This window comes from Roseateles chitinivorans (assembly GCF_050632235.1).
GTDB lineage: Bacteria > Pseudomonadota > Gammaproteobacteria > Burkholderiales > Burkholderiaceae_C > Roseateles > Roseateles chitinivorans_A.
Genome location: NZ_CP192584.1, coordinates 3,058,087 through 3,081,443, shown reverse-complemented (window position 1 = coordinate 3,081,443; position 23,357 = coordinate 3,058,087). Strand labels below are relative to the sequence as shown.

General features: G+C 69.1%; 16 protein-coding genes and 2 riboswitches. Of the genes, 5 read left to right on the top strand and 11 right to left on the bottom strand.

Features of this window, described 5'->3' with window-relative positions; genetic code table 11:
* Window positions 1–204 precede the first annotated feature (204 nt).
* Both ACQ859_RS14030 and ACQ859_RS14025 read right to left on the bottom strand, forming a co-directional pair.
* On the bottom strand, window positions 205–1,629 hold the full coding sequence (locus ACQ859_RS14030; protein ID WP_431266288.1) for an ATP-binding protein: 1,425 nt from the start codon (window positions 1,627–1,629) through the stop codon (window positions 205–207).
* The gene (locus ACQ859_RS14025; RefSeq protein WP_088408195.1) at window positions 1,626–2,285 is read right to left on the bottom strand and encodes a response regulator; all 660 of its coding nucleotides are present in this window, start codon (window positions 2,283–2,285) and stop codon (window positions 1,626–1,628) included. Before ACQ859_RS14025 ends, ACQ859_RS14030 begins: the two co-directional genes overlap by 4 nt.
* A gap of 66 nt (window positions 2,286–2,351) precedes the next feature.
* Window positions 2,352–2,455: riboswitch (glycine riboswitch) on the top strand.
* 10 nt (window positions 2,456–2,465) lie between these two features.
* A riboswitch (glycine riboswitch) is annotated at window positions 2,466–2,585 on the top strand.
* A gap of 65 nt (window positions 2,586–2,650) precedes the next feature.
* On the opposite strand from ACQ859_RS14025, the gene gcvT reads away from it, so the two are divergent.
* The 4 genes from gcvT (at window position 2,651) to ACQ859_RS14005 (ending at window position 8,732) form a co-directional block, all read left to right on the top strand.
* On the top strand, window positions 2,651–3,784 hold the full coding sequence (gcvT, locus tag ACQ859_RS14020) for a glycine cleavage system aminomethyltransferase GcvT (RefSeq protein WP_431266287.1): 1,134 nt from the start codon (window positions 2,651–2,653) through the stop codon (window positions 3,782–3,784).
* 88 nt (window positions 3,785–3,872) lie between these two features.
* The gene (gene gcvH / locus ACQ859_RS14015) at window positions 3,873–4,244 is read left to right on the top strand and encodes a glycine cleavage system protein GcvH (protein ID WP_431266286.1); all 372 of its coding nucleotides are present in this window, start codon (window positions 3,873–3,875) and stop codon (window positions 4,242–4,244) included.
* Between the two features lie 71 nt (window positions 4,245–4,315).
* A complete protein-coding gene (gcvP, locus tag ACQ859_RS14010) occupies window positions 4,316–7,207 on the top strand; it encodes an aminomethyl-transferring glycine dehydrogenase (protein WP_431266285.1) in 2,892 nt (963 codons plus the stop codon).
* 133 nt (window positions 7,208–7,340) lie between these two features.
* A complete protein-coding gene (locus tag ACQ859_RS14005; RefSeq protein WP_431266284.1) occupies window positions 7,341–8,732 on the top strand; it encodes an L-serine ammonia-lyase in 1,392 nt (463 codons plus the stop codon).
* Window positions 8,733–8,898: 166 nt separating this feature from the next.
* Here the strand turns inward: ACQ859_RS14005 and ACQ859_RS14000 are convergent, their stop codons facing one another.
* Window positions 8,899–9,468, bottom strand: a complete 570-nt coding sequence (locus tag ACQ859_RS14000; RefSeq protein ID WP_431047037.1) for a Csu type fimbrial protein — start codon at window positions 9,466–9,468, stop codon at window positions 8,899–8,901.
* A 277-nt stretch (window positions 9,469–9,745) separates the two neighbouring features.
* On the opposite strand from ACQ859_RS14000, the gene ACQ859_RS13995 reads away from it, so the two are divergent.
* Window positions 9,746–11,185, top strand: coding sequence for a DHA2 family efflux MFS transporter permease subunit (locus tag ACQ859_RS13995; RefSeq protein ID WP_431266549.1), 1,440 nt, complete (start codon window positions 9,746–9,748; stop codon window positions 11,183–11,185).
* Between the two features lie 28 nt (window positions 11,186–11,213).
* On the opposite strand, the gene ACQ859_RS13990 is transcribed toward ACQ859_RS13995, so the two are convergent.
* From ACQ859_RS13990 to ACQ859_RS13955, 8 genes are all read right to left on the bottom strand, one after another.
* Window positions 11,214–12,119, bottom strand: a complete 906-nt coding sequence (locus ACQ859_RS13990) for a S1 family peptidase (RefSeq protein ID WP_431266283.1) — start codon at window positions 12,117–12,119, stop codon at window positions 11,214–11,216.
* The gene (locus ACQ859_RS13985) at window positions 12,116–13,420 is read right to left on the bottom strand and encodes a GNAT family N-acetyltransferase (RefSeq protein ID WP_431266282.1); all 1,305 of its coding nucleotides are present in this window, start codon (window positions 13,418–13,420) and stop codon (window positions 12,116–12,118) included. Before ACQ859_RS13985 ends, ACQ859_RS13990 begins: the two co-directional genes overlap by 4 nt.
* 75 nt (window positions 13,421–13,495) lie before the next feature.
* Window positions 13,496–15,616, bottom strand: coding sequence for an XrtA/PEP-CTERM system TPR-repeat protein PrsT (gene prsT / locus ACQ859_RS13980; protein ID WP_431266548.1), 2,121 nt, complete (start codon window positions 15,614–15,616; stop codon window positions 13,496–13,498).
* Window positions 15,580–16,401 (bottom strand): tetratricopeptide repeat protein, encoded by an 822-nt coding sequence (locus tag ACQ859_RS13975; RefSeq protein ID WP_431266281.1) that lies wholly within the window; start codon window positions 16,399–16,401, stop codon window positions 15,580–15,582. The genes prsT and ACQ859_RS13975 overlap by 37 nt, the downstream gene beginning before the upstream one ends.
* Window positions 16,402–16,445: 44 nt before the next feature.
* A complete protein-coding gene (prsR, locus tag ACQ859_RS13970) occupies window positions 16,446–17,813 on the bottom strand; it encodes a PEP-CTERM-box response regulator transcription factor (RefSeq protein WP_431266280.1) in 1,368 nt (455 codons plus the stop codon).
* Window positions 17,710–19,869, bottom strand: coding sequence for an XrtA/PEP-CTERM system histidine kinase PrsK (gene prsK / locus ACQ859_RS13965; RefSeq protein ID WP_431266547.1), 2,160 nt, complete (start codon window positions 19,867–19,869; stop codon window positions 17,710–17,712). The genes prsR and prsK overlap by 104 nt, the downstream gene beginning before the upstream one ends.
* The gene (locus ACQ859_RS13960; RefSeq protein ID WP_431266279.1) at window positions 19,784–21,430 is read right to left on the bottom strand and encodes a TIGR03013 family XrtA/PEP-CTERM system glycosyltransferase; all 1,647 of its coding nucleotides are present in this window, start codon (window positions 21,428–21,430) and stop codon (window positions 19,784–19,786) included. The genes prsK and ACQ859_RS13960 overlap by 86 nt, the downstream gene beginning before the upstream one ends.
* 498 nt (window positions 21,431–21,928) lie before the next feature.
* Window positions 21,929–23,071, bottom strand: coding sequence for a branched-chain amino acid ABC transporter substrate-binding protein (locus ACQ859_RS13955; RefSeq protein ID WP_331615166.1), 1,143 nt, complete (start codon window positions 23,069–23,071; stop codon window positions 21,929–21,931).
* Window positions 23,072–23,357: the final 286 nt, after the last annotated feature.

The window sequence follows — 23,357 nt, the reverse complement described above, 5'->3', positions numbered from 1 at the left end:
GGCGACTCGATGACTGGAAGTGTGAGCACCTTCGCTTAGGTCGCTCTTAATGCGTGGGAGAGGGGCGGTGAAGGGGCGGTAAAGCGGGGACAGACGCCGCTGGACTCCGGTTGGCCAGGCGCGGGCTCTCCACGAGGCAGGGGGCATCGCGTCCGCGAACCCCCAGCCTCATTCCGGCCCCATCGAGACTCGCTGACCTCGGAGTCAGGTGGGCGGGAGCGCCGGAGGTGGTGCGGTCGGCTGCAGCAGCGGCGGCGGCACGGGCTGCGGCGCGCGGGAGAGCGGCATCGACAGCTCGACGCGCAGGCCGCCCAGCGCGGTGCTATGGCCCAGCCGCAGCGTCGCGCCGTGGTCGTCGGCGATGCTGCGCACCAGGGCCAGGCCGAGGCCGCTGCCCGGCGCCTGCTGGGCCTGCGACTCGGAACGGTAGAAGCGGTCGAACACGCGGCCGCGCTCGGCGTCGGGAATGCCGGGGCCGTCGTCCTCGACCACCAGCAAGGCCTGACCCCCGCTGCGCTCCAGGCTCAGGTCCACGCGGCTGCGGCCGTACTTGATGCCGTTGTCGAGCAGGTTGCGCAGCAGCATCGTCAGCGCCTCGCGATGACCGTCGACCAGCACGGCGTCGCAGCGCTCCATGCCGAGGTCGATGCCGCGCGCCTGGGCCAGCGTCGCGCCGTCGATGACGGCATCGCGACACAGGACGTCGAGGGCGATGGGCTGCGCCGGCGCCTGCACCTTGGCGCTGTCCTGGCGTGCCAGCGCCAGCAGCTGTTCGATGAGGTGGGACGCCCGGTCGATGCCCAGGCCGAGCTTCTCCAGCGCCTGGCCGCGGGCGGCTTCGTCGGGCGCGCGGCGCAGCGATTGCAACTGGAGCTTCAGGGCCGCCAGCGGCGAGCGCAGTTCATGGGCGGCATCGGCGACGAAGTGCTGCTGCTGCTCGAAGGCCTGGCGCACGCGGTCCAGCAGCGCGTTGAGTTCGGTGACCAGCGGCTGGACCTCGGCGGGCACGTCCTCCTCGTCGACGGGGGCCAGGTCCTGCGCCGCGCGGCGCGACAGCTGCTGGCGCACCCGCTCCAGCGGCGCCAGCGAGTGCGACACCACCCACCACACGACGAGCGCCAGCATCGGCAGCATGAAGGCGGTCGGCAGCACGGTGCGCCAGGCCAGCTGTCCGGCCATGCGCTGTCGGACCGCGATGTCCTGCGCCACCTGCACGACCTGGAAGCGGCCCTGGACGGCGAAGACACGGTAGCGCTTGCCGCGCAGGGCGACGTTGGAGAAGCCCAGCACCGCGCGCTGCGGCAGCCAGTCCGGGCCGGCCGAGCGGTAGAGCGGCGTGCCGTCCAGGCCCCAGACCTGGACGATCAGGTCGATGCTCTGCTCTTCGCCGAGCGGCAGCGGCAGGCCCGTGCCCATGCCCGCGCGCAGGGACAAGGCCACCTGCTGCATCTGGTAGTCGAAGATCTCGTCGGTCTCCATCAGCGCGTTGCGGTAGGCGCTCATGCCCTGGACGAGCGCGCCGGTCAGCACCGCCCCCAGCAGGAACATCAGCAGGCGGTAGCGCAGCGAGCGCGGCAGCAGCGTCAGGCGGCCGCGGCGACCCGCGCCGGATCCGGCGTCCGCCGTCATTCCTTGGGCACGCGATAGCCGACGCCGCGCACGTTCTGGATCAGTTCCGCGCCGAGCTTCTTGCGCAGGCCGTGGATGTAGACCTCGACGGCATTGCTGCTGATCTCGTCCTTCCAGCCGTAGAGCTTCTCTTCGAGCTGCTGGCGGGAGAGCACCATGCCCGGGCGTGCCAGCAACGGCTCCAGCACCGCCCATTCGCGTTGCGACAGCGTGACCGGGTGGCCGTTGGCGGTGACCTCGCGCGTGGCGGGATTGATGCTGACACCCATGTGCTCGTAGACGGGCTCGGCCCGGCCGGCGGCGCGGCGCAGCAGCGCGCGGATGCGGGCGAGGAGCTCGTCGAGCTCGAAGGGCTTGAGCACGTAGTCGTCCGCGCCGGCATCCAGCCCGGCCACCCGCTGGGCGGTCGCGTCGCGCGCGGTGGCGATCAGCACCGGCACCGCCTGCTTGCGGCCGCGCAGGGCCTGCAGCACGCTCATGCCGTCGCGCTTGGGCAGGCCCAGGTCCAGGATCACCAGGTCGTAGGTCTGGGACTGCAGCGCGGTGTCGGCGATCTCGCCGTCCCGCACCCAGTCCACGGCATAACCTTCGGCGCGCAGCAGCTCGAGCAGCTGCTCGCCGATCATGAGGTCGTCTTCCACCAGCAGGAGTCGCATGGCCGCGATTGTGCACGTGGGTCCCCGGGGTTTCATCGGACCGCCCCCGGATTCCATGACTACAATGCGCCCCTGTCAGGAGAGAGCTCCCTCGCGGGAGCCGCCGAAGGCGCAGTGGCACTGGTGATCCCACGCTGCGAACGCTCAGGCAAAAGGACTGACGAAACGCTCGAGACATCGGGCGTCCTCACTGGAGAGAGACGGGGCGGACCTTGCGGTCGAGCCCGTCCACCGAAGGGGCAAGCCGCCGGTCAAACGCCGACGGCCAATCTCTCAGGTAAAGCGGACAGCGAGGGCATCTCCCCCACCTTGACGTGACCGGTTCACGGTCGGGGTGGTCATGACGAATGCCCTCGGAGCCAGACATGTCCGCCGATCAAGCCCTGAACACGTCCCTGCACAAGACCCCGCTGCACGCGCTCCACGTCGAACTCGGCGCCAAGATGGTGCCGTTCGCCGGCTACGACATGCCGGTGCAGTACCCCGCCGGCGTGATGGCGGAACACAAGCATGCGCGCGCCCAGGCCGGCCTGTTCGACGTGTCGCACATGGGCCAGGTGCTGCTGGTCGGCGATGACGCCGCCGCCGCGCTGGAGACGCTGGTCCCCGTCGACATCGTCGACCTCGGGATGTTCAAGCAGCGCTACGCCCTCTTCACCGCCGACGACGGCGGCATCCTCGACGACCTGATGGTCGCGCGCCGCACCGACGGCCTGTTCGTCGTGGTCAACGCCGGCTGCCGCGACCAGGACATCGCCCACATGCAGAAGCACCTGTCAGGCCGCTGCGAGGTGCGTCCGCTGCCGGACCAGGCGCTGCTGGCGCTGCAGGGCCCGCAGGCGGTGACGGCGCTGTCGCGCCTGAACGCCGACGTCGCCAAGCTCGTGTTCATGACCGGCGGTTTCTTCGAGCTGGACGGCATCCCCACCTTCGTGACCCGTTCGGGCTACACCGGCGAGGACGGCTATGAAATCTCGGTGCCCGCCGACCGCTCGGTGGAACTGGCCCGCAAGCTGCTGGCCCAGCCCGAAGTGATGCCCATCGGCCTGGGCGCGCGCGACTCGCTGCGCCTGGAAGCCGGCCTGTGCCTGTACGGCCATGACATCGACACGACCACCACGCCCGTCGAAGCCTCGCTGACCTGGGCGATCCAGAAGGTGCGCCGCGCCGGCGGCGCCCGCGCGGGCGGCTATCCGGGTGCGGCGGTCATCGACAAGCAGTTCGCCGAAGGCGCCGCGCGCAAGCGCGTGGGCCTGGTGAGCTCGGAACGCATGCCGGTGCGCGAGGGCGCCAAGCTCGTCAACGCCGACGGCGCCGAGATCGGCGTCGTCACCAGCGGCACGCTGGGCCCCACGGTCGGCAGGCCGGTCGCGCTGGCCTATGTGCAGACGCCGTACGCGGCGCTGGGCACGGAACTCTTCGCCGAAGTGCGCGGCAAGCGCACCCCGATGACGGTCTCTTCCACGCCGTTCACGCCCAACGGATACTTCCGCGGCTGATCCGCGACGCCGGGGCGCCCCGGCTCGCGCGGCATCACGTTTCCCCCTTTCAACCTTCAGCAACCATCAGGTAGCACGGAGCCTCTCCATGAGCATCAAGTACACGTCCGACCACGAGTGGGTCGACACCACCGACGGCATCGCCACCGTGGGCATCACGGTCCATGCGCAGGACGCGCTGGGCGACGTCGTGTTCGTGGACCTGCCCGACGTCGGCAAGTCCTTCGCCGCCAAGGAAGTGGCCGGCGTGGTCGAGTCGGTCAAGGCCGCCGCCGACGTCTACGCGCCGGTCTCCGGCGAGATCGTGGAAGTCAACGAGGCCCTGCGCGACGACCCGTCGCTGGCCAACTCCGACCCGCTGAAGACCGGCTGGTTCTTCAAGGTCAAGCTGTCGGATCCCTCGGAGCTGGATGCCCTGATGGACACCACCGCCTACGACGAGCTGGTCAAGAACAGCTAATCGCTTGAGCGATGCACGCAGGGCCTGAGGGCCCTGCGGCAATGAATTCTTCTCTCCAGGATCGCCCCGCCATGTCCGCCTTGCCCTCGTTCGCCGAACTTGAAAACGCTTCCGAGTTCCACGCCCGTCACATCGGTCCCGACGCCCATGACGAGACGCTGATGCTGTCGGCCATCGGCGCCGCGTCGCGCGCCGCGCTGATCGATGCCATCGTCCCGGCCGCCATCAAGCGCGCCGCGAAGATGGACCTGCCGGACGCCGTGACCGAAGCGCAGGCGCTGGCCGAGCTCAAGGGCATCGCGGGCAAGAACCAGATCCTGAAGAGCTTCATCGGCCAGGGTTACCACGGCACCCTCACGCCGGGCGTGATCCTGCGCAACATCCTCGAGAACCCCGCCTGGTACACCGCGTACACGCCCTACCAGGCCGAGATCTCGCAGGGCCGCATGGAAGCGCTGGTCAACTTCCAGACCATGGTCTGCGACCTGACCGGCATGGCCATCGCCAACGCGTCGATGCTGGACGAGGCCACCGCCGCGGCCGAAGGCATGACGCTGGCCGCCCGCATGGGCAAGAGCAAGAGCCAGGTGTTCTTCGTCGCCGACGACGTGCTGCCGCAGACGCTGGAAGTCGTGCGCACCCGCGCCGAGCCGCTGGGCATCACCGTCCAGGTCGGCCCCGCCGAGGACGCCGGCAAGACCGAATGCTTCGGCGCGCTGGTGCAGTACCCCGGCGTGACCGGCGTGGTGCGCCCGCTGCAGGCAATCGCCGACGCGGTGCACGCGCAGGGCGGCCTGCTGGTCGCCGCCGCCGACCTGCTGGCGCTGACGCTGATCGCGTCGCCGGGCGAGCAAGGCGCCGACATCGCCGTGGGCACCACGCAGCGCTTCGGCATGCCCATGGGCGCCGGCGGCCCGCACGCCGCCTACATGGCCTGCCGCGACGAGTTCAAGCGCTCGCTGCCGGGCCGCCTGGTCGGCGTGTCCGTCGACTCGCACGGCAAGCCCGCGTATCGCCTGTCGCTGCAGACCCGCGAGCAGCACATCCGCCGCGAGAAGGCCACTTCCAACATCTGTACCGCGCAGGTGCTGCCGGCCGTCGTGGCCAGCATGTACGTCGTCTATCACGGCCCGCAAGGCCTGAAGCGCATCGCGCAACGCGTCGCCGCCTACGCCGCCGTGCTGGCGCGGGGCCTGAAGGCGCTGGGCCTGACGCTGGTCCACGAGACCTCGTTCGACACGCTGCACGTGAAGACCGGCGCGCACACCGGCCCGGTGCTGGCCGCCGCCGTCGCCGCCGGCATGAACCTGCGCCAGGCCAGCGACGACAGCATCAGCCTGACGCTCGACGAGACGACCACCCGCGCCGACCTGCAGGCGCTGCTGACGGTCTTCGCCGAAGGCAAGCCGGTCGCGGACGCGTTCGCCGGCGCGTCGGCCTCGACGCTGATTCCCGCCGCGCTGTCGCGCACCAGCGCCTACCTGACGCACCCGATCTTCAACATCCACCACTCCGAGACGGAGATGCTGCGCTACATCCGCCTGCTCTCCGACAAGGACCTGGCGCTGGACCGCAGCATGATCCCGCTGGGCTCGTGCACGATGAAGCTGAACGCGACCAGCGAGATGATCCCCATCACCTGGCCCGAGTTCGCGCAGGTGCATCCGTTCGCGCCGCAGAGCCAGCTGCAGGGCTACGCCCAGCTCGACCAGCAGCTGACCGCCTGGCTGTGCCAGGCGACCGGCTACGCGGGCGTCTCGCTGCAGCCCAACGCCGGCTCGCAGGGCGAGTACGCCGGCCTGCTGATCATCAAGGCCTGGCACGAGTCGCGCGGCGACGCGCACCGCAAGATCTGCCTGATCCCGGAATCGGCGCACGGCACCAACCCGGCCTCCGCCCAGATGGTGGGCATGCAGGTCGTCGTCACCAAGTGCGACAAGGAAGGCAACATCGACCTGGCCGACCTGAAGGCCAAGTGCGAGCAGCACAGCGCCAACCTGGCCGCGATCATGATCACCTACCCCTCGACGTACGGCGTGTTCGACACGCACGTCAAGGAGATCTGCGCGCTGGTGCATGAACACGGCGGTCGCGTGTACGTCGACGGCGCCAACATGAACGCGCTGGTCGGCATCGCCGCGCCGGGCCAGTTCGGCGGCGACGTGTCCCACCTGAACCTGCACAAGACCTTCTGCATCCCGCACGGCGGCGGCGGCCCGGGCGTCGGCCCGGTCTGCGTGGTCGAGGACCTCGTGCCCTTCCTGCCGGCGCACCGCGCGGCCGGCCTGGGCGAGAAGACCGCCATCGGCGCCGTGTCCGCCGCGCCGCTGGGCAACGCGGCGGTGCTGCCGATCTCGTGGATGTACATCCGCATGATGGGCGAGGTCGGCCTCAAGGCCGCGACCGAAACGGCGATCCTGTCGGCCAACTATGTGGCCGCGCGCCTGTCCGACCACTACGACATCCACTTCAGCGGCAACATCGACGGCGTCAAGGGCGGCGGCGTGGCCCACGAGTGCATCCTGGACCTGCGTCCGCTGAAGGACAGCTCGGGCATCTCCGCCGAGGACGTCGCCAAGCGCCTGATCGACTACGGCTTCCATGCGCCGACGCTGTCGTTCCCGGTCGCGGGCACGCTGATGGTCGAGCCGACCGAGAGCGAATCGAAGTTCGAGCTGGACCGCTTCATCGCCGCGATGATCCAGATCCGCGAAGAGATCGCGAAGGTGGAGTCCGGCGCGTGGTCCAAGACGGACAACCCGCTGGTCAATGCGCCGCACACCGCCGAGAGCCTGCTCAAGACCGAGTGGACCCACGGCTACAGCCGCGACGACGCCGCCTACCCGGTGCCGGCGCTGCGCCACGTGAAGTACTGGTCGCCGGTCGGCCGCGTGGACAACGTCTACGGCGACCGCAATCTGGTCTGCAGCTGCCCGCCGCTGTCGGCCTACGCCGACGAGTGATCAGGGTGATCGAGGAAGGCCGCTGACGCGGCCTTCTTTTGGCCTAGTTTCCATCCAGGCCGTCCGGCCCCGCGCGTCACGAGCGACGCGGGCGGACGCTCCACATCCGCAAGAGCCACCCACGAGGTCCGCCATGGCAGTCTCCGTCTTCGACCTGTTCAAGATCGGCATCGGGCCGTCGAGCTCGCATACCGTCGGTCCGATGCGCGCGGCGCGCATGTTCGTGCAACGCCTGCGACATGAGGGCGTGCTTGATCGCACCGTGCGCGTCGCCACGGCGCTGTACGGCTCGCTCGGCGCGACCGGCAAAGGCCACGGCTCCGACAAGGCCGTGCTGCTCGGCCTGGCCGGGCATGAGCCCGACACCGTCGACATCGAGTCGATTCCCGGGATCCTGGAGAGCATCCGCAACGACAAGCGCATCGCGCTGGGCGGCGACCACGTCGTGGCCTTCGACGAAGCGCGCGACCTCGTCATGTACCGCCGCCAGAGCCTGCCGCTGCATGCCAACGGCATGCGGCTGATCGCCTACGACGCCGAAGGCATCGAGATCCAGAACCGGGTGTACTACTCGGTGGGCGGCGGCTTCGTCGTCAGCGAGGAAGTGCTGGCCGACGGCAGCAAGCAGAAGCAGATCGCGCCGGACACCACCGTCCTGCCCTATCCCTTCAAGTCGGGCGCTGAGCTGCTGGAACTGACGGAGAAGGAAGGCTGCTCGATCGCGGAGATCATGCGCCGCAACGAGCGCCACTGGCGCACGGACGAGGAGACCCGCGCCGGCCTGCTGAAGATCTGGCAGGTGATGCAGGAATGCGTGCAGCGCGGTTGCCGCACCGAGGGCATCCTGCCCGGCGGCTTCAAGGTGAAGCGCCGCTCGGCCGCGCTCTACCGCGACCTGGTCGCCCATCCTGAGGCTGCGCTGCGCGATCCGCTGCAGGTGATGGACTGGGTCAACCTCTACGCGCTGGCGGTCAACGAGGAGAACGCCGCCGGCGGACGCGTCGTGACCGCGCCGACCAACGGCGCGGCCGGCATCGTGCCGGCGGTGCTGCACTACTACGCGCGCTTCGTCCATTCCGCCAACGAGGACGGCATCGTCGACTTCCTGCTGACGGCCGCGGCGATCGGCATCCTCTACAAGGAGAACGCGTCGATCTCGGGCGCCGAAGTCGGCTGCCAGGGCGAGGTGGGCGTGGCCTGCTCGATGGCGGCGGCCGCGCTCTGCGCGGTGATGGGCGGCACGCCGGCGCAGACCGAGAACGCGGCCGAGATCGGCATGGAGCACCACCTCGGGCTGACCTGCGATCCGGTCGGCGGCCTGGTGCAGATCCCCTGCATCGAGCGCAACGCGATCGCGTCGGTGAAGGCCATCAACGCGGCGCGGATGGCGCTGCGCGGCGACGGCACGCACCACGTGAGTCTCGACAAGGTCATCAAGACCATGCGCGAGACCGGCGCCGACATGATGACCAAATACAAGGAGACCGCCCGGGGCGGTCTCGCGGTGAACATTGTCGAGTGCTGACACGCCGCCGACGTGTCAGAGGGGGAGGCCGATTCGCGTGCCCCGGCGGTACTGCTGGCCGGAATCAATCGCGAGTCAGGCGGCGAAAACTGTCAGCACTCGAGCAAACGGTCGGTCCTGAGTTCTGCCTCGAAGGCACAAGACCAGGACCGGGATCGGATCAGCGTCAGTAGCTGATCGTCACGGTGACGGTGTCGGTGTAGCTGCCCGGCACGACGCTGGCCAGCGACGGGATGCGGCCGTAGACCGACAGCGACTGGGCCGAACCCGTGCCGGTGCCGTTCTTGGCGGTGGACGACGAGGTGCCGTCGCCCCAGACCGAGCTGCGGCCCGAATCCAGGTAGAGCTGATAACCCAGCGTGTCGGAGCCGCTCTTCATCGTGCGGCTCGTGAAGTTGGTCGCGCCGCCCGCATTCGCGCCGGCGTTCAGCGCCACGGTGTAGGGCGTCGTGTTGGAGCAGGTGACGGTCAGCGTGGACGTGGCGTCCAGCGGCGTGCCGGCGACCAGCGGGTCGATCGCGGAACCGAAGTTCAGGTTGGAGCCGGACACCGTGCAGGAGCTCGTGATCGTGGCCGTCACCGGGAAGGTGTTGGTCACCGGCGTGGCGCCGCGGGCTTCCTGGACCGCGCTGAACAGCAGGCCGGCGCCGATGGCCAGGCTGCTGAGCAGCATCGCGCTCTTGAAGCCGCTGTTGCGTTCCGCCCGGATCGCTTTGAGGTACTTGGTGGTGCTCATGTGGTGTCCCCCTGTTGATGGAACGAATCTTCCGTTTCAGGGCGTTTCCGCGGCAGACAGAGTTGCCGCATCGCGCGGTACAGCGATTTCCGCAGGCCGTGTAGGCAATCGACCGACAGCTGACAGCCGGTGGCGGCACGGCGCGCCAGACCGGCGAACGGCACTGGCGAGCCCCCTCGCCCGCTGCTACAAACGCGTCCGTGTCGATTTCACGAAGGCCCGCCCGTCGTGGGGAAAGACACCCTCCGATCGACCACGAACCCCTTGATTCCATGACATCCCCCTTGATCCGAAACGGCGTCGCTGGCTGGCCCTGGGCGTGCTGTGCCTGGGCGTGCTGATGATCGTGCTGGACACGACCATCGTGAACGTGGCCCTGCCCTCGATCCGCGCCGACCTGCAGTTCACCGAGACCTCGCTGGTCTGGGTCGTCAACGCCTACATGCTGACCTTCGGCGGTTTCATGCTGCTGGGCGGGCGGCTGGGCGACCTGTACGGCCACCGGCGCATGTTCCTAGCCGGGCTGGCGCTGTTCACGGTCGCCTCGGCGGCCTGCGGCCTGGCGCACACGCAGGCCCTGCTCATCGCGGCGCGCGCCGTGCAGGGGCTGGGCGGCGCGGTGGTGTCGGCGATCTCGCTGTCGCTGATCATGAACATGTTCACGGAGCCCGGCGAGCGCGCCAAGGCCATGGGTGTCTACGGCTTCGTCTGCGCGGGCGGCGGCAGCATCGGCGTGCTGCTGGGCGGTCTGCTGACCAGCGCGCTGAGCTGGCACTGGATCTTCCTGGTGAACCTGCCGATCGGCGCGGTCGTGATCGGCCTGTGCCTCTGGCTGATCGACCGCGGCGGTCCGACGGCGCCGGACGAGACGCTGGACTGGGCCGGCGCCCTGACGGTCACGCTGTCGCTGATGCTGGCGGTGTACGCGGTGGTCAACGGCAACGAGGCGGGCTGGTTGTCGCCGAGCACCCTGGGACTGCTCGGAGCCGCCGTGGCGCTGCTGATCGTCTTCCTGGTGCTGGAGACGAAGGTCGCGCATCCGCTGATGCCGCTGTCGCTGTTCCGGCTGCGCTCGGTGGCGGTGTCCAACGTGATCGGCGTGCTGTGGGCGGCGGCGATGTTCGCGTGGTTCTTCCTGTCGGCGCTGTACATGCAGCTCGTGCTGGGCTACGACGCGATGCACGTGGGCCTGGGCTTCCTGCCGGCCAACCTGATCATGGCGGCCTTCTCGGTGGGCCTGTCGGCGAAGCTCGTCATGAAGCTGGGCCTGCGCAAGCCCTTGTGCGGGGGACTGCTGCTGGCGGCATTGGGGCTGGCGCTGTTCGCGCGCGCGCCAGCGGACGGCGGCTTCTGGATCGACGTGCTGCCGGGGATGCTGCTGCTGGGGCTGGGCGCGGGCGTCGCGTTCAACCCGGTGCTGCTGGCAGCGATGAGCGAGGTCGCGCCCAGCGAGTCCGGCCTGGCCTCAGGCGTCGTGAACACGTCCTTCATGATGGGCGGCTCGCTCGGGCTGGCGGTACTGGCCAGCCTGGCGGCGGCGCGCACGGCGGAACTGGGCGCGCTGGGCTCGGCGATGCCGGTGGCGCTGGCGGGCGGCTACCGCGTGGCGTTCGCGGTCGGCGCGGTGTTCGCGGCGTCGGGCGGGTTGCTGGCGCTGCTGCTGCGCGAGTCCGCGCCGCAGGCTGGCGCGGCCGCGCCGGTGGCGCATCCGGGCTGAGGCCTCCTCGGCCCGGTGGCCACCGCGATCACTTCTCCAGCAACGGCCACACGTATTTCACCGGCACCGCGTAAGTGATGCCGCTCGGCGCGCTGAGCGCCGACTCGCGCGTGCCCTTGAGCACGACCATGTTGATCACGCCCACGACCTTGCCGGTGCGGATGTCCAGCAGCGGACCGCCGCTGTTGCCCGGGTAAGCCGTCGCGTCGAGCTGCAGGAATTCCATCGGGCCTTCGCGGAGCTGGCGCACCGCGCGCTCGGACAGCGTGTTCGACGTCGGCGCCGGCAGCGCCGCGCGCGTGATCGCCGCCACCGTGCCCCGGTGCGTCGCCATCGTCACGCCCAGCGCCGTGCCGATCGGGTACCCCATCAACGCCACCGCAGCGCCCTCGCGCACCACCGGCTGCTCGCCGGCGACCTCCGACAGCGACAGGACGTCGACGAGCGCGCCCTTGTCGTCGGCCAGTTCCAGGATCGCCAGGTCGCGCGCCGTGTCACGGCGCAGCAGCTTCACAGGTCGCAGCTGGGGCTGACCGGATGCATGGCCCGCCGCGGGAACGGTGATCGCCAGATCCTTCTCGATCGGGTTCGGGATCACATGCGCGCAGGTCACGATGCGGCGCCCGTCGCCGACCACGAAACCGGTGCCGCGGAAACCGAAACGCGGGTTGTCCGTCGCCGCGAACGTCCCCACCGCCACCACCGCCTGACGGCTGCGGTCGATCAGGTCGGGCAAGGTGTTGGACATCTCCTGCGCCCGCGCCGGCCTCGCGGCCCCAAGCAGACCCGCGCCACCCAGGAGACCGAGGGTGCTGAACGCCAGCACGTCGCGGCGACGAGGAAGCAGGCGATCCGCCAGCGCGGCCTCCTGCGGCGGCATCGCGCCGGTGCCCTCCAGGATCGTCGAACGGGTGCTGCGGGCACTGCGGGTCATGCGGCCAGGTCCTTCGTCGTGGTGCCCATCTCCAGCGTGGAGACGAAGCTGCGCCAATGGCGGTCGGGTTCGTCGATGCGGAAGCCGTAGAAGCTTCCCTGCTCGGTGTCCTTGCGACGCACCGCGCGTGCGGTGACATGCGCGATCTCGTTGTGGCCGAGTTCGATCTCCACCGTGCCGTCCTGGTTCAACGGCAGGTCGTGGTCGCACTCGGCCTGGAAGCCATGCGCCGACACCTCGATCACGTCCAGGTCGAAATGGCCCAGCTGGCTGTCGTTGGCGGCGCGGATGTCGAGGTGGCCGGGGCACCGGATCGAGTAGCGCGGATATTGCCGCAACGAACGCCCCAGGTCCTGTCCGCCCCCGCTGAGCATCGGCAGCACCTCGCGGAACTGGGCGTCGTCGCGGTACACCGACCACAGCAGCGCCTTCTTGCGATCGTCCATCGTCGGGAACACCGGCACGACGTGGTTGAAGAAGTGGTCGAGCAGCGCCGGCGTCATGACCGGGTCGTTGGTCGTGTGGAAGCGGCGCTCGGGCAGCCGGATGTTGGGCAGGCGGTGACGGAAGAAGTAGTGGTGCAGGTTCTTCTCCGGCCGCCGGCCGCGGTAGCGCTTCTCGAACAGCGCATCGGCCTCGTGCAGGTCCAGCGTCGCGCCGACCGCCGGCGCGCCGTTGGCGAAGTCGTACTCCGACACCGTCTGCTCGCGCAGTCTCGTGAAGGACAGCAGCGCCTCGTAGAGCTCGATCTTGTCGGGGTTCACGGCGATCACCAGGTGCCGGGTGTCGAAGTACTCGGTGCAGTACTGGTGCATGAACTTCATCAGCGGGAACAGGATCGCCCCGCCGGTCTTGCGGAAGGCCGGCGCGACCGCCAGCGCCGAGATCTCCGCGATCTTGCCGCCCTTGGCCCGCACGCCCTCGAGATCGAAGACCGACTGGAGCGGGAAGCCGAACACGCCTTCGCGCACCATCGAGATGGTGCCCACCACCACGCCGTCGTACTTGGCGCACAGCGTCGTGGTCGTGGGCAGCGCGTGATAGATGGTCACGCGCATGCCGCTGGGATCGGGCTTCATGAAGCCGCTGCCGACGTAGGCGTCGTGCAGGATGCGGAAGCAGGCGTCGAGCTCCTCCTGCGTGTCCGCGACCTTGAGCTCCAGACGCTGCGATGGCGCCGGGTCGCAGTCCACCATGCGCCGGTACACCGCGAAGCGCATCGGCTTGGGCAGCGACGAGAACAGGCGCCGCAGCCCCTGGTGGAGCCGCTTGCGCAGGCTGGATCGTCGAATCTGGCTCATGACCGTCCCCTCCCCGGGCGCGGTGGTGCCACCGTCACGCGGTCCGCGCGGCGATCGACCTCAGGGTCGGACGCCTCAACGGATCGCGGCCTGCAGCTTGCGCACCTCGGCTTGTTGCTCGACATTCGGTCCCAGGTCCGCCAGGCGCTTGAGTTCCGCCTCGGCCTCGCCCTTGTTGCCCCCAGCCACGTACAGCTGCGCCAGGCGCAGGCGGTACGCAGGCACGGTCGGCGCCTGCTTCACAGCGTCCTTCTGCACCTCGATGGCCTTGGCGTTCTGGCCCTTGGCGGCGAGCGCCTCGGCCAGCGTGTCCATGTACGGCGGCACATTGGGACGGAGCTTGTTCGCTTGCTCGGCAAATTTCAAGCCCTCGTCCGCCTTGCCGGCCCGCAGGCGCAGCCAGGCGACGTTGTTGGTCGCCGCCGCGTTGTCCGGATTGGCCGTCAGCACCGCCTGGTAACGCTGTTCGGCCTCAGCATAACGGCCGGCGTTCAGCGCCACGTCGCCGAGGTGATAGGCGAACAGCTCGTCCGACTTCACGCGCGCGAGATAGGACGCCGCCCAGCGGTCCGCCTCGTCCTTCTTGCCGGACTGGATCAACGCGCTGTGCAGCGCGATCGCCAGTTCGGTGTTGGGCACCATCGCGCCGGCGTCGCCCGCCAGCTGATCGGCCTTGCGGTAGGCCGCGATCGCCGCCGGCAGGTCCTTGCGCGCGCGGGCAACGTCGCCTTCGAGCTTCCAGCCCAGACCGAATTTCGGTTGCGCCGTCTGCAGGCCCTTGGCCGTCGTCGACGCCAGATCCGGCAGGCCGAGTTGCAGGCTCTTCTCCACCACCTTGCGGGCCAGTTCCCCGTCGCCAGGGGCGATGGCCTGGGCGCGCTTGAGCGCCGCGGCCGCCGAGGCCTTGTCGCCCGCCTGTGCATAGGCGTCCGCGAGACGCAGCGGCCCCAGCGGCGAACGCGGCTGCAAGGTCGCGACCTTGTTGAAGCTGCTGATGGCCTGCTGCCGGTCGCCGGTGGCGATCTGCACCTGCCCCAGCAGATCGACCAGCGCGGGGTTGTCCGGGCTCGCCGTCACGCCTTCCTGGGCCATCGACAACGCCCCCTTGAAGTCCTTCTTCTCCATCAGCAGGCCGACCGCCGCCTGGCGCGGCGTCGCATCGTCCGGGTACTGCTTGGCGAGTTCCGTCAGGCGCTTGGCCGCCACGTCCTTGTCGATCAGCTGATGGGTCAGCTTCAGGCCCAGGATGGCCATCTCGGCGCGCAGGTTCTTGGGATCGGCCTTCAGCACGGTCTCATAGCGCTTGACGGCGTCCGCGACCTTGCGATCCTGCAGGTCCTGCGCCGCGAGGCTGTTCGCCGCGGTCATCGAGCCCGGATCGCGCTTGACGGCGTCCTCGAAACTGGCGCGCGCGGCCGCACGGTCCCCGCGCAGCAGCGCCAGGCGGCCGCGCAATTCGGCCGGCGTCGCCGACTTGGGATCCTTCTTCTCCAGCGCGACGATCGCCTGCGATGCGCCTTCGCCGTCCTTCTTGCGCGCCAGCACGCTGATCAGCGCGATGTCGGCCATGGTGCCCTTGTCCTCGGCGGCCAGCTGGCGCAGCGCGGCCAGACCGGCCGCTTCCTGGCCCTTCGCGATCTGGTTGAGCGCCAGGCCGACGCGGCTGCGCACGTCGTTCGGGTTGGCTTCGGCGGCACGCGCCAGGAAGCGCTCGGCCTCGGCGCCCTGACCCTGCTTGAGGCGGATCTCGGCGGCCAGCGCGAGCGCCTCCGACGAGGTGGACTTCGCGTCGAGCGCCGGTTGCAGCGTGGCCATCGCCTGGTCGGCGTCGCCGCCGCGCAGTTGCAGCTGCGCCAGGGCGACGCGCGCCGGCTGCGTCTCGGGCGAGGCCTGGATGATCTTGCTGTACTGCGTCTCGGCCTGGCGGAAGTCGCCGTTGGCCTGCGCCACGCGGCCGGCCAGGAAGAGCGCGCGATCGTTGTTCGGCGCCGCCTTCAGCAGCGCCTGCGTGAGGTCGGTGGCTTCCTTGACCTGGCCCGCGTCCATCGCGAACACGGCGGCGTAGTAGAAGGTCTGCGGATGCTGCGGTGCAGCCGCCTTCATCGCGGCGACGGCCTCCTTGGCCGCGGCCTTGTCACCGGCACGCATCAGCAGGTTGATCAGGCCGGCATGCGCGCCGACGAGCTTCTTGTCGATCTCCAGCGCCTTGCGGAAACTCGCGACGGCCTCCGTCGAGGGGCATCGGACAGCACCTGCAACTCGCCCTTGAGCTGCCAGGCCTCGCCCGACCGCGGCGACTTGGTCAGTACCCGCTCGACCTCGGCGAGCGCCTGCGGCAGCTTGCCCTCGCTGCTGAGGAGCCGCACGTTGACCAGGCCCGCCGCCGCATTGTCGGGCGCCGCGCGCAGCGCGGCGTCCGCCGCCTGGCGCGCCTCGGGCAGCTTCTGCTTCGCGACGAAGGCCGTGACCAGCGCCATCTGGAGATCGGCCTCGTCGGTCAGCGTCTGCAGATGGGTGCTGCCGTACTGGCCGAGCAATTCGTCGACCTTGCCCTGCATCAGCAGGAGCCGCGCCTGCAGCGCGACCAGCGCGTCGCCGCCGAAGCCCTGCGTCTTCGCCTTCTCGGCCTCGATCGCCGCGCCGGCGACGTCGCCGCTGTCCAACAGCGCCTTGGCGAGCAGGAAACGCGCCTCGGCCAGCGTCTCGTCCTTCTGCAGCGCGTTCTTGAGCTGGATGATCGCGGCCTTGTTGTCGCGCTTCTCCAGGTGGCCCTTGGCGGACTTCACCAGGTCCTGCGCCGACTCGCCGAAGCAGCCCGCCAGCAGCAGCACCGATCCCAGCGCCAGCGCGGTCGCGCCGCTTCTCAGCGCGCGGGGACCGGGACGATCGCGGCGATCGCCGCGGGGATGGCGGGCGTCCTCCGCGCCAAGCGTCACAGGCAGGGGGCCGGACATCTGGGTGTTCTCAGGCTTGCGGGACATGCGTCGTCTCTTTCGCTGTCGGGTTATCCGTGGAAGGTCACTCGTCAGGCCTTGACGCCGAGGCGGGCCATCAGATCGTACAGAGTCGGCCGGCTGACCCCCAGCAGGTCGGCGGCCTTGGCGATGTTGCCGTCGGTGCGGGCCAGCGCGGCCACCACGGCCTGGCGCTCGGCACGCTCGCGCACCGTGCGCAGATCGAGGTCGTTGCCGTCCGCCGGCACCTCGCCGCCGGCGGGCACCGGCAGGTTGAGGTCATCGGCCGTGATGCGCTCGCCGTCGGCCATGATCGACGCGCGCTTCATGACGTTCTGCAGTTCGCGCACGTTGCCGGGCCAGCGGTGGGCCTCGACGGCACGGATCGCGTCGTCGGCCAGGCGCAGGATGGGGCGGCGCTGCTCCGACGAGAAGCGGCGCAGGAAGGCATGGCTCAGCAGCACCGCGTCGCCGGCGCGGTCCCGCAGCGGCGGGATGTCGACGACGATTTCCGCCAGGCGGTAGAACAGGTCTTCGCGGAACAGCCCCTGCTCGATCTTGCTTTTCAGGTCCTGGTGCGTCGCGCCGACGATGCGCACGTCGACCGCGATCTCCTGGCGGCCGCCGAGGCGCTCGATGCTCCGCTCCTGCAGGAAGCGCAGCAGCTTGGCCTGCAGCGGCATCGGCAGATCGCCGATCTCGTCGAGCATCAGCGTGCCGCCGTGCGCGGTTTCGATCTTGCCGACCGTCGTCTTGGTCGCGCCGGTGAAGGCGCCGCGCTCGTAACCGAACAGCTCGCTCTCGAGCAGCGCCTCGGGGATCGCCGCGCAGTTGATGGCGACGAAACGGCCCTTGCGCTTGGACGCGTCGTGCAGCGACTGCGCCAGCACTTCCTTGCCGGTGCCACTCTCGCCGAGCAGCAGCACGGTGGCGTCGCTGCCGGACACACGCTCGACGGTGCGGCAGATGCGCTGCATCTGCGCGTCGCGCGTGAGCAGCTTGCCGGTGGGTTCGCCGTCCTGCTGGGTGAGCAGCCGCTGGTTCTCCTGCTGCAGCTCATGCAGGCGCATCGCGCGTTCGACCGTCAGCACCAGCACGTCCGGATCGACCGGCTTGGCCAGGAAGTCGTAGGCGCCCATGCGGATCGCGCGCAGCGCGTTGCCCTGGTCGTTCTGGCCGGTCAGCACGATGACCTTGGTGCCGGGCTCGAGCTCGATCAGCTTCTCGAGCAGCTTGAAGCCTTCGGAGGTCGAGTCCTGATCGGGTGGCAGCCCGAGGTCCATCGTGACGACCGGCGGCTTGTGCCGGCGGAACTGCAGCACGGCGCTGGCGACGTCATCGGCGGTCACGGACTCGAAGCGGTCCATCGACCACTTCAATTGCTTCTGAAGGGCCAGGTCGTCCTCGACGATCAGCAGTGAAGGCGGTTGAGCACTCATCGCGCCTCCACCAGGCCGGCGTCGCTGCCCGACTGGGCAAAAACAGCGGCAGCAGGATGGTGACCTTGGTGCCTTGTCCGGGCGCGCTTTCCACGTTGATCTTCCCTCCGAGTTCCTGCAGGTACTGGTAGCTCTCGTAGGCGCCGATGCCCATGCCCGCCGCCTTCGTCGTCTGGAACGGCTTGAACAGCCGTTGATCGATGAACTCCTGCGACATGCCGCAGCCAGTATCTTCCACTTCCACCTGCGCGTGGCTGCCCACGCGCTGCAATCGCAGCGTCACGCGGCCGTCGATCGGCGTCGCGTCCAGCGCGTTCTGCACCACGTGACCGAGCACGCGCTCGATGCGTTCCTCATGGCCGCGCGCGCTGACCTCGTCGCGCAGCTCCAGTTCCAGCGCGCGCCCCTTGCTCACGGCGGCCGCGGCCAACCGCCGCGCGATCGCCATCAGCGCAACACCGCCGGCGCTGCCGTGGTGCGGCTTGTCGCCCTCGCGCAATTGCAGCATCAGCTGGCGCATCTTCTCCAGCGAGTTTTCCACCGTGTCCAGCATGTCCTGCTGGAACTCGGGGTTGTCCCGCAGGCGTTTGGCGTTCTTCATCATCAGCGACAGCTGCGTGACGATGTTCTTGAGGTCGTGCACGACGAAGGCCGACATGCGGTTGAAGGCCTCGAACTTGCGCGCCTCGAGCAAGGCCTCGGCGGCCTGCATCTGCGCGAGATAGCTGGCCGCCTGCTGCGCGGCGGTGCGCAGCAGGTCGCGCACTTCCCAGTTCAATTCCAGACGCGTGCGCGGCTGGCCCAGGATCACCCAGCCCGTCAGCACGCCCGCGTTGAGCAGCGGGATCAGCAGCCAATGGCGCGCATCGCCGGCGATCGCCTCGGGCAACGGCGCCCGTTCATAGGCGGCCGGATCGCGGCGCCACTCGTCAAGGTCGACGATCCAGGCGCGCTCCTGCAGCAGTCGCATCAGCGGCTCGTCGGCGGTCAGCGGCTGGCGGTCGTCGTTGAGGTTCCAGCGCGCGGCCTGCTGGTACTCCGAAGCGCTCGCCGTCGCGGGGGCGCGGCGCAGCCACAGCGCGCCGGCCGGACTTTCCACCAGATGGGCCAGACCGCGGATCACGGACTCGCCCAGCTCCGCCGGCGACGCGCTGGCCGACAACATCGCGGTGAAACGCAGCCATTCCTGCCGGTAGTCGTAGCGGTAGCTGAAGAAATGCTTGCTGATGTAGACCCGCAGCTTCGCGCGCAGCGAGCCCGACAGTCCCATCGTCAGCAGGGCCAGCACGCCCACCGAGAGCAGCACCTGCTGCAGCGCACGGCCCCATTCGCCGCCGGTGTAGCGCACGTAGTAGCCGATGCCGGACACGCCGAGCAGGTACACGCCGACGATCAGCAGCGTCGCCGAGTGGAAGGCCGCGGTGCGCGAGACATGGAGCTTGTCCAGCCACTTCTTGTGCCGGCGGCTGGCCAGCCACAGCAGCGGCACGGCCAGGCTGTGCACGGCGGCGCGCACGCTGAGGGCGTCGCCGTCGAACTGCGCGAACAGCGACGCCTGCGAGAACACGAACACGTCGAAGGCGAAGACCGCGCCCAGGGCCAGGCTGACCGGCTTGGCGTTCCAGCGCGCGTCGCTGTCGATGTTGCGCAGCATCTGCTCGATCAGCACCAGCCCGAACACGCCCAGGCCCATCCAGGCCATCGTGATCGGACGCTGCATCGACATCAGCGACTCGTCGCCCCAGTAGCGCCACAGCGGCAGGGCGACAGCCGCGGCCACGCCCGCCCACGCGAGCCATTGCAGCGGCCGTGCGACGCCGGCGCTGCGCGCGCGGCCATCGTCGTCGCGCGATTCGATCAGCGCCAGGATGAAGGAGAACCAGGCGCCGTAGCGCAACGCGTCGCAGATGGGCAGGAGCACCAGCGCGGGCCATCCGTGGGCACCGAGCCAGCCCTGCTCGACCGCCGCGTCAAGACCCGCCCACAGGGCCGTCAGCAGCAGCGCGGCCTGCAGCCGCAGCGCGCGGCGCCGGTGCTGGCCGAACTGGGGCAGCACCACGACCGCCAGGGCCAGATGCGCGAATACCGCGACGATCCCCGACGCGGCGCCGAGGCTCAGGGTGTTGGCCCACATGGATCAAAGTCCCGGCGCGCGGGCCGCGATCAGGAATGGGCGCGGCGACCGGCGCAGCAACGGGCGCACAGACAGGACGCCAGGAGCGGGTCGCTCCGCCGTCGCGCTCAGCGCGCCCCCGGCCCGTCAGGACCACGGCCACCGTCTCGAGCATGATCAACAGGTCGAGGAACAGCGTGTGGTTCTTGACGTAATACAGGTCGTACTGGAGCTTCTCCAGCGAGTCCTCGATGGTCGAGCCGTATTCGTAGCGGACTTGCGCCCAGCCGGTCACGCCCGGCTTCACGCTGTGGCGCACGGCGTAATACGGGATCTGCGCGACCAACTCGTCCACGAAGAACGGACGCTCGGGACGCGGACCGACCATGCTCATCTCGCCGCGCAGCACGTTGAGCAGCTGCGGCAGCTCGTCGATGCGCACCTTGCGGATGAAGTTGCCGACGCGCGTCACGCGGGCGTCGTTCTTGGTCGCCCACTGGGGGCGGCCGTCCTTCTCGGCGTCGTTGCGCATGCTGCGGAACTTGATCACCTTGAAGGTCGCGCCGTTCAGGCCGACGCGTTCCTGCGTGTAGAAGATCCCGCCGGGCGATTCCAGCTTGATGAGCAGCGCGGTGACGGCCATGATCGGCGCGGTCGCGACCAGCAGCAGCAGCGAGGACACCAGGTCGAAGGCGCGCTTGACGGCGCTGCGCAGCACGCCCTGGTTGAAGCCGTCGCCGAAGATCAGCCAGCCGGCATGGACGTGGCTGATCTTGATCTGCGCCAGCGTCTTCTCGAAGTAGGTGGCCAGGTCCACGACGCGGATGCCGTAGAGCTTGCAGTCCAGCAGCTGACGCAGCGGCATGCTGCCGCCACGACGCTCGGACAGCGCCACGACGATCTCGTCCACGCCCAGGCGCATGGCAGCATCGGTCAGGCTCTCGGCGGCCAGCAGCTCATGCGCGGGCACTTGCGGGTCGACCTCGTTCGGGCCAGGCAGGAAACCGACGATCTGCGCATGCGGGTCGGCGGCGCGCAGGCTCTCGCTGACGGCCAGCGCGGCGTGGCCGCTGCCGAAGATCAGGATCTTGGTCCGGCCGGCGCCCTGCGCGCCGGAGTGCGCGGCGTACACGCGGTGCACCATGACCAGCGCGACGGCCAGCATGGCGGTCGTGGTCAGCAGGTCGCGGTGGGAGACGGTGGCGGGGATCAGGCTGAACAGGCCATAGGCCAGCGGCAGGCCGATCAGCAGCGCGAAGAGCGCGCGGGCGCAGGACTGCGTCAGCGAGCGCTTGTGGGATTGGGAGTAGAGGCCGGACGCGGAGTTGATGACGAACATGCCGCCGGCGAGCGAGAGGCCGTAGGACGCGGCGAAGCTCACCATGTGCTCGCTGCTGCCTTGGCTCAATGCGACCGCAAACACCGCCGCGACGATCAGGCCCAGGTCGAAGAGCACCTGGACCAGGGTACGACGATGGAGGTAATGGTTAAAAATTCGAATCATGCCCGTCCCCAAAGCTGGTCACGGCATCCTCTTGGGATGCAGTCGCCGACCCGGGTGAACCTCTCAGGACCGCTCGTCGCGAACACGCCCTCCGCCAGAGGAGGCCCTGTTCGCTGCGGGGGGCATCATGCCTCCCGCCCCCAGGCTTGAAAGCCCCCTGTTTGCAGGGGCGATCGCCTTGCAATCCGGCTCGGTTGAACCCGTCTCGCCGTCCGCCGCCGGATCCCCGAATCGACCCTGCGGCGCGCTGACGGAGGCCATTGTCTGTAGCCCCTGTTAGGTGCAAACCCCTGACTGAATGCTTTGAGGGGCTCTCGTGCGGGAATGCACGTGAGTGAGGGGGTGATCCCCGAACCGGGGACAGTCCGATGTCGTCCCGACGTGACCCTGTCAGAGAGGGAACGTGAAGGAATGACTACACCCGCCGCGGGCGAAAAAAACGCCCACCGAAGTGGGCGTTCCGTGGTCTGGGTGACCTTGGTGACTGGCGTCCCAGGATCAGCGCACGACGGCGAGCTGCTCGCGGTTGCCACCCTTGTAGGTGTACAGCGTCAGCGCGCCGTTCTTGATGTCGCCCTTGGCGTCGAACGCGATCGTGCCGGTCACGCCCTTGTAGTCGGCCGTCTTGGCCAGCACCGGCAGGTAGACCTTCGGATCGGCGGACTTGGCCTTGACCATGGCGTCGACCATCACGTTGACCGCGTCATACACGTACGGGGCGTAGATCTGCACCTCGACCTTGTACTTGTCCTTGAACTTGGTCTTGAAGGCGTCCAGCGACTTCTTCGACTCGCCTTCCACGCCGCCCGCTTCCGCGCAGACGACCTGGCTGTCGGAGATCGTGCCGGCGGACAGCTTGGGCAGTTCGGCCGTGCAGATGCCGTCGCCGCCCATGAACTTGGCTTCGATGCCCAGCTGCTTCATCTGGCGCAGCATCGGGCCGGCGACGGCGTCCATGCCGCCGAAGAAGACGACGTCGGGCTTCTTGCCCTTCAGGGAGGTCAGGATGGCGGTGAAGTCCGTGGCCTTGTCGTTGGTGAATTCACGACCGACGACCTTGCCGCCCGCGGCCTTGACGCCCTTCTCGAATTCGTCGGCGACGCCCTGGCCGTAGGCGGTGCGGTCGTCGATGACGGCGATGGACTTGCCCTTCAGCGAGGTCACCGCGTACTTGCCCAGCGTGCCGCCCAGGTGCACGTCGTCGGCCACGACGCGGAATGCCGTCTTGTAGCCGTTGCGGGTGTACTTGGGGTTGGTCGCCGAGGGCGAGATCTGCGGGATGCCGGCGTCGCTGTAGATCTTGGACGCGGGGATGGTCGTGCCGGAGTTCAGGTGGCCGATGACGCCGTTGACCTTGGAGTCGACCAGCTTCTGGGCGGCCGCGGTGCCTTGCTTCGGATCGCCGGCGTCGTCTTCGGCCAGCAGTTCGAACTTGACCTTCTTGCCGCCGATCGTCACGCCCTTGGCGTTCAGCTCGTCGATGGCCATCTTGGCGCCCAGTTCGTTGTCCTTGCCCAGGTGCGCGATGGCGCCGCTGGTGGGACCCACGTGGCCGATCTTGACCACCGCATCCTGCGCCAGGGCGGCGCCGCTTGCGGCAATGGCGATTGCGCCCACGATCACATTCAGCTTGGATTGCATCTAGGAACCTCCGACTCGGGATATGTGGAATGACGTTGAGTTCTCAACGCGAGCGACCATACCCCGAAAGACGGCAGCGTTTCCCTAGTGAAAATGCTGTGAACGCAGTCACGGCGCAGGCGTTGTCGCGCCCCTGTCACCGGGGCAAACCCGGATGGTTTTCGCAGGAGTGCGACAGCGTGCACACGGGTGGCACGCGGAGTGCGGTTTTCCGCCCAATCGAACGCCTGACCAGGCGATTCGCGCCCTGTCCATGGGCTTTGCGGCACCACGGCGGCGCGGGCCG

What these genes read in the sequence shown, in the direction of transcription:
- gcvP (WP_431266285.1), top strand. Translation starts at nt 4,316, where the DNA reads ATGTCCGCCTTGCCCTCGTTCGCCGAACTTGAAAACGCTTCCGAGTTC.
- gcvH (WP_431266286.1), top strand. Translation starts at nt 3,873, where the DNA reads ATGAGCATCAAGTACACGTCCGACCACGAGTGGGTCGACACCACCGAC.
- ACQ859_RS14025 (WP_088408195.1), bottom strand. Translation starts at nt 2,285, where the DNA reads ATGCGACTCCTGCTGGTGGAAGACGACCTCATGATCGGCGAGCAGCTG.
- ACQ859_RS13960 (WP_431266279.1), bottom strand. Translation starts at nt 21,430, where the DNA reads ATGATTCGAATTTTTAACCATTACCTCCATCGTCGTACCCTGGTCCAG.
- ACQ859_RS13985 (WP_431266282.1), bottom strand. Translation starts at nt 13,420, where the DNA reads ATGAGCCAGATTCGACGATCCAGCCTGCGCAAGCGGCTCCACCAGGGG.
- gcvT (WP_431266287.1), top strand. Translation starts at nt 2,651, where the DNA reads ATGTCCGCCGATCAAGCCCTGAACACGTCCCTGCACAAGACCCCGCTG.
- ACQ859_RS13955 (WP_331615166.1), bottom strand. Translation starts at nt 23,071, where the DNA reads ATGCAATCCAAGCTGAATGTGATCGTGGGCGCAATCGCCATTGCCGCA.
- ACQ859_RS14030 (WP_431266288.1), bottom strand. Translation starts at nt 1,629, where the DNA reads ATGACGGCGGACGCCGGATCCGGCGCGGGTCGCCGCGGCCGCCTGACG.
- ACQ859_RS13990 (WP_431266283.1), bottom strand. Translation starts at nt 12,119, where the DNA reads ATGACCCGCAGTGCCCGCAGCACCCGTTCGACGATCCTGGAGGGCACC.
- prsR (WP_431266280.1), bottom strand. Translation starts at nt 17,813, where the DNA reads ATGAGTGCTCAACCGCCTTCACTGCTGATCGTCGAGGACGACCTGGCC.
- ACQ859_RS14000 (WP_431047037.1), bottom strand. Translation starts at nt 9,468, where the DNA reads ATGAGCACCACCAAGTACCTCAAAGCGATCCGGGCGGAACGCAACAGC.
- ACQ859_RS13975 (WP_431266281.1), bottom strand. Translation starts at nt 16,401, where the DNA reads ATGTCCCGCAAGCCTGAGAACACCCAGATGTCCGGCCCCCTGCCTGTG.
- ACQ859_RS14005 (WP_431266284.1), top strand. Translation starts at nt 7,341, where the DNA reads ATGGCAGTCTCCGTCTTCGACCTGTTCAAGATCGGCATCGGGCCGTCG.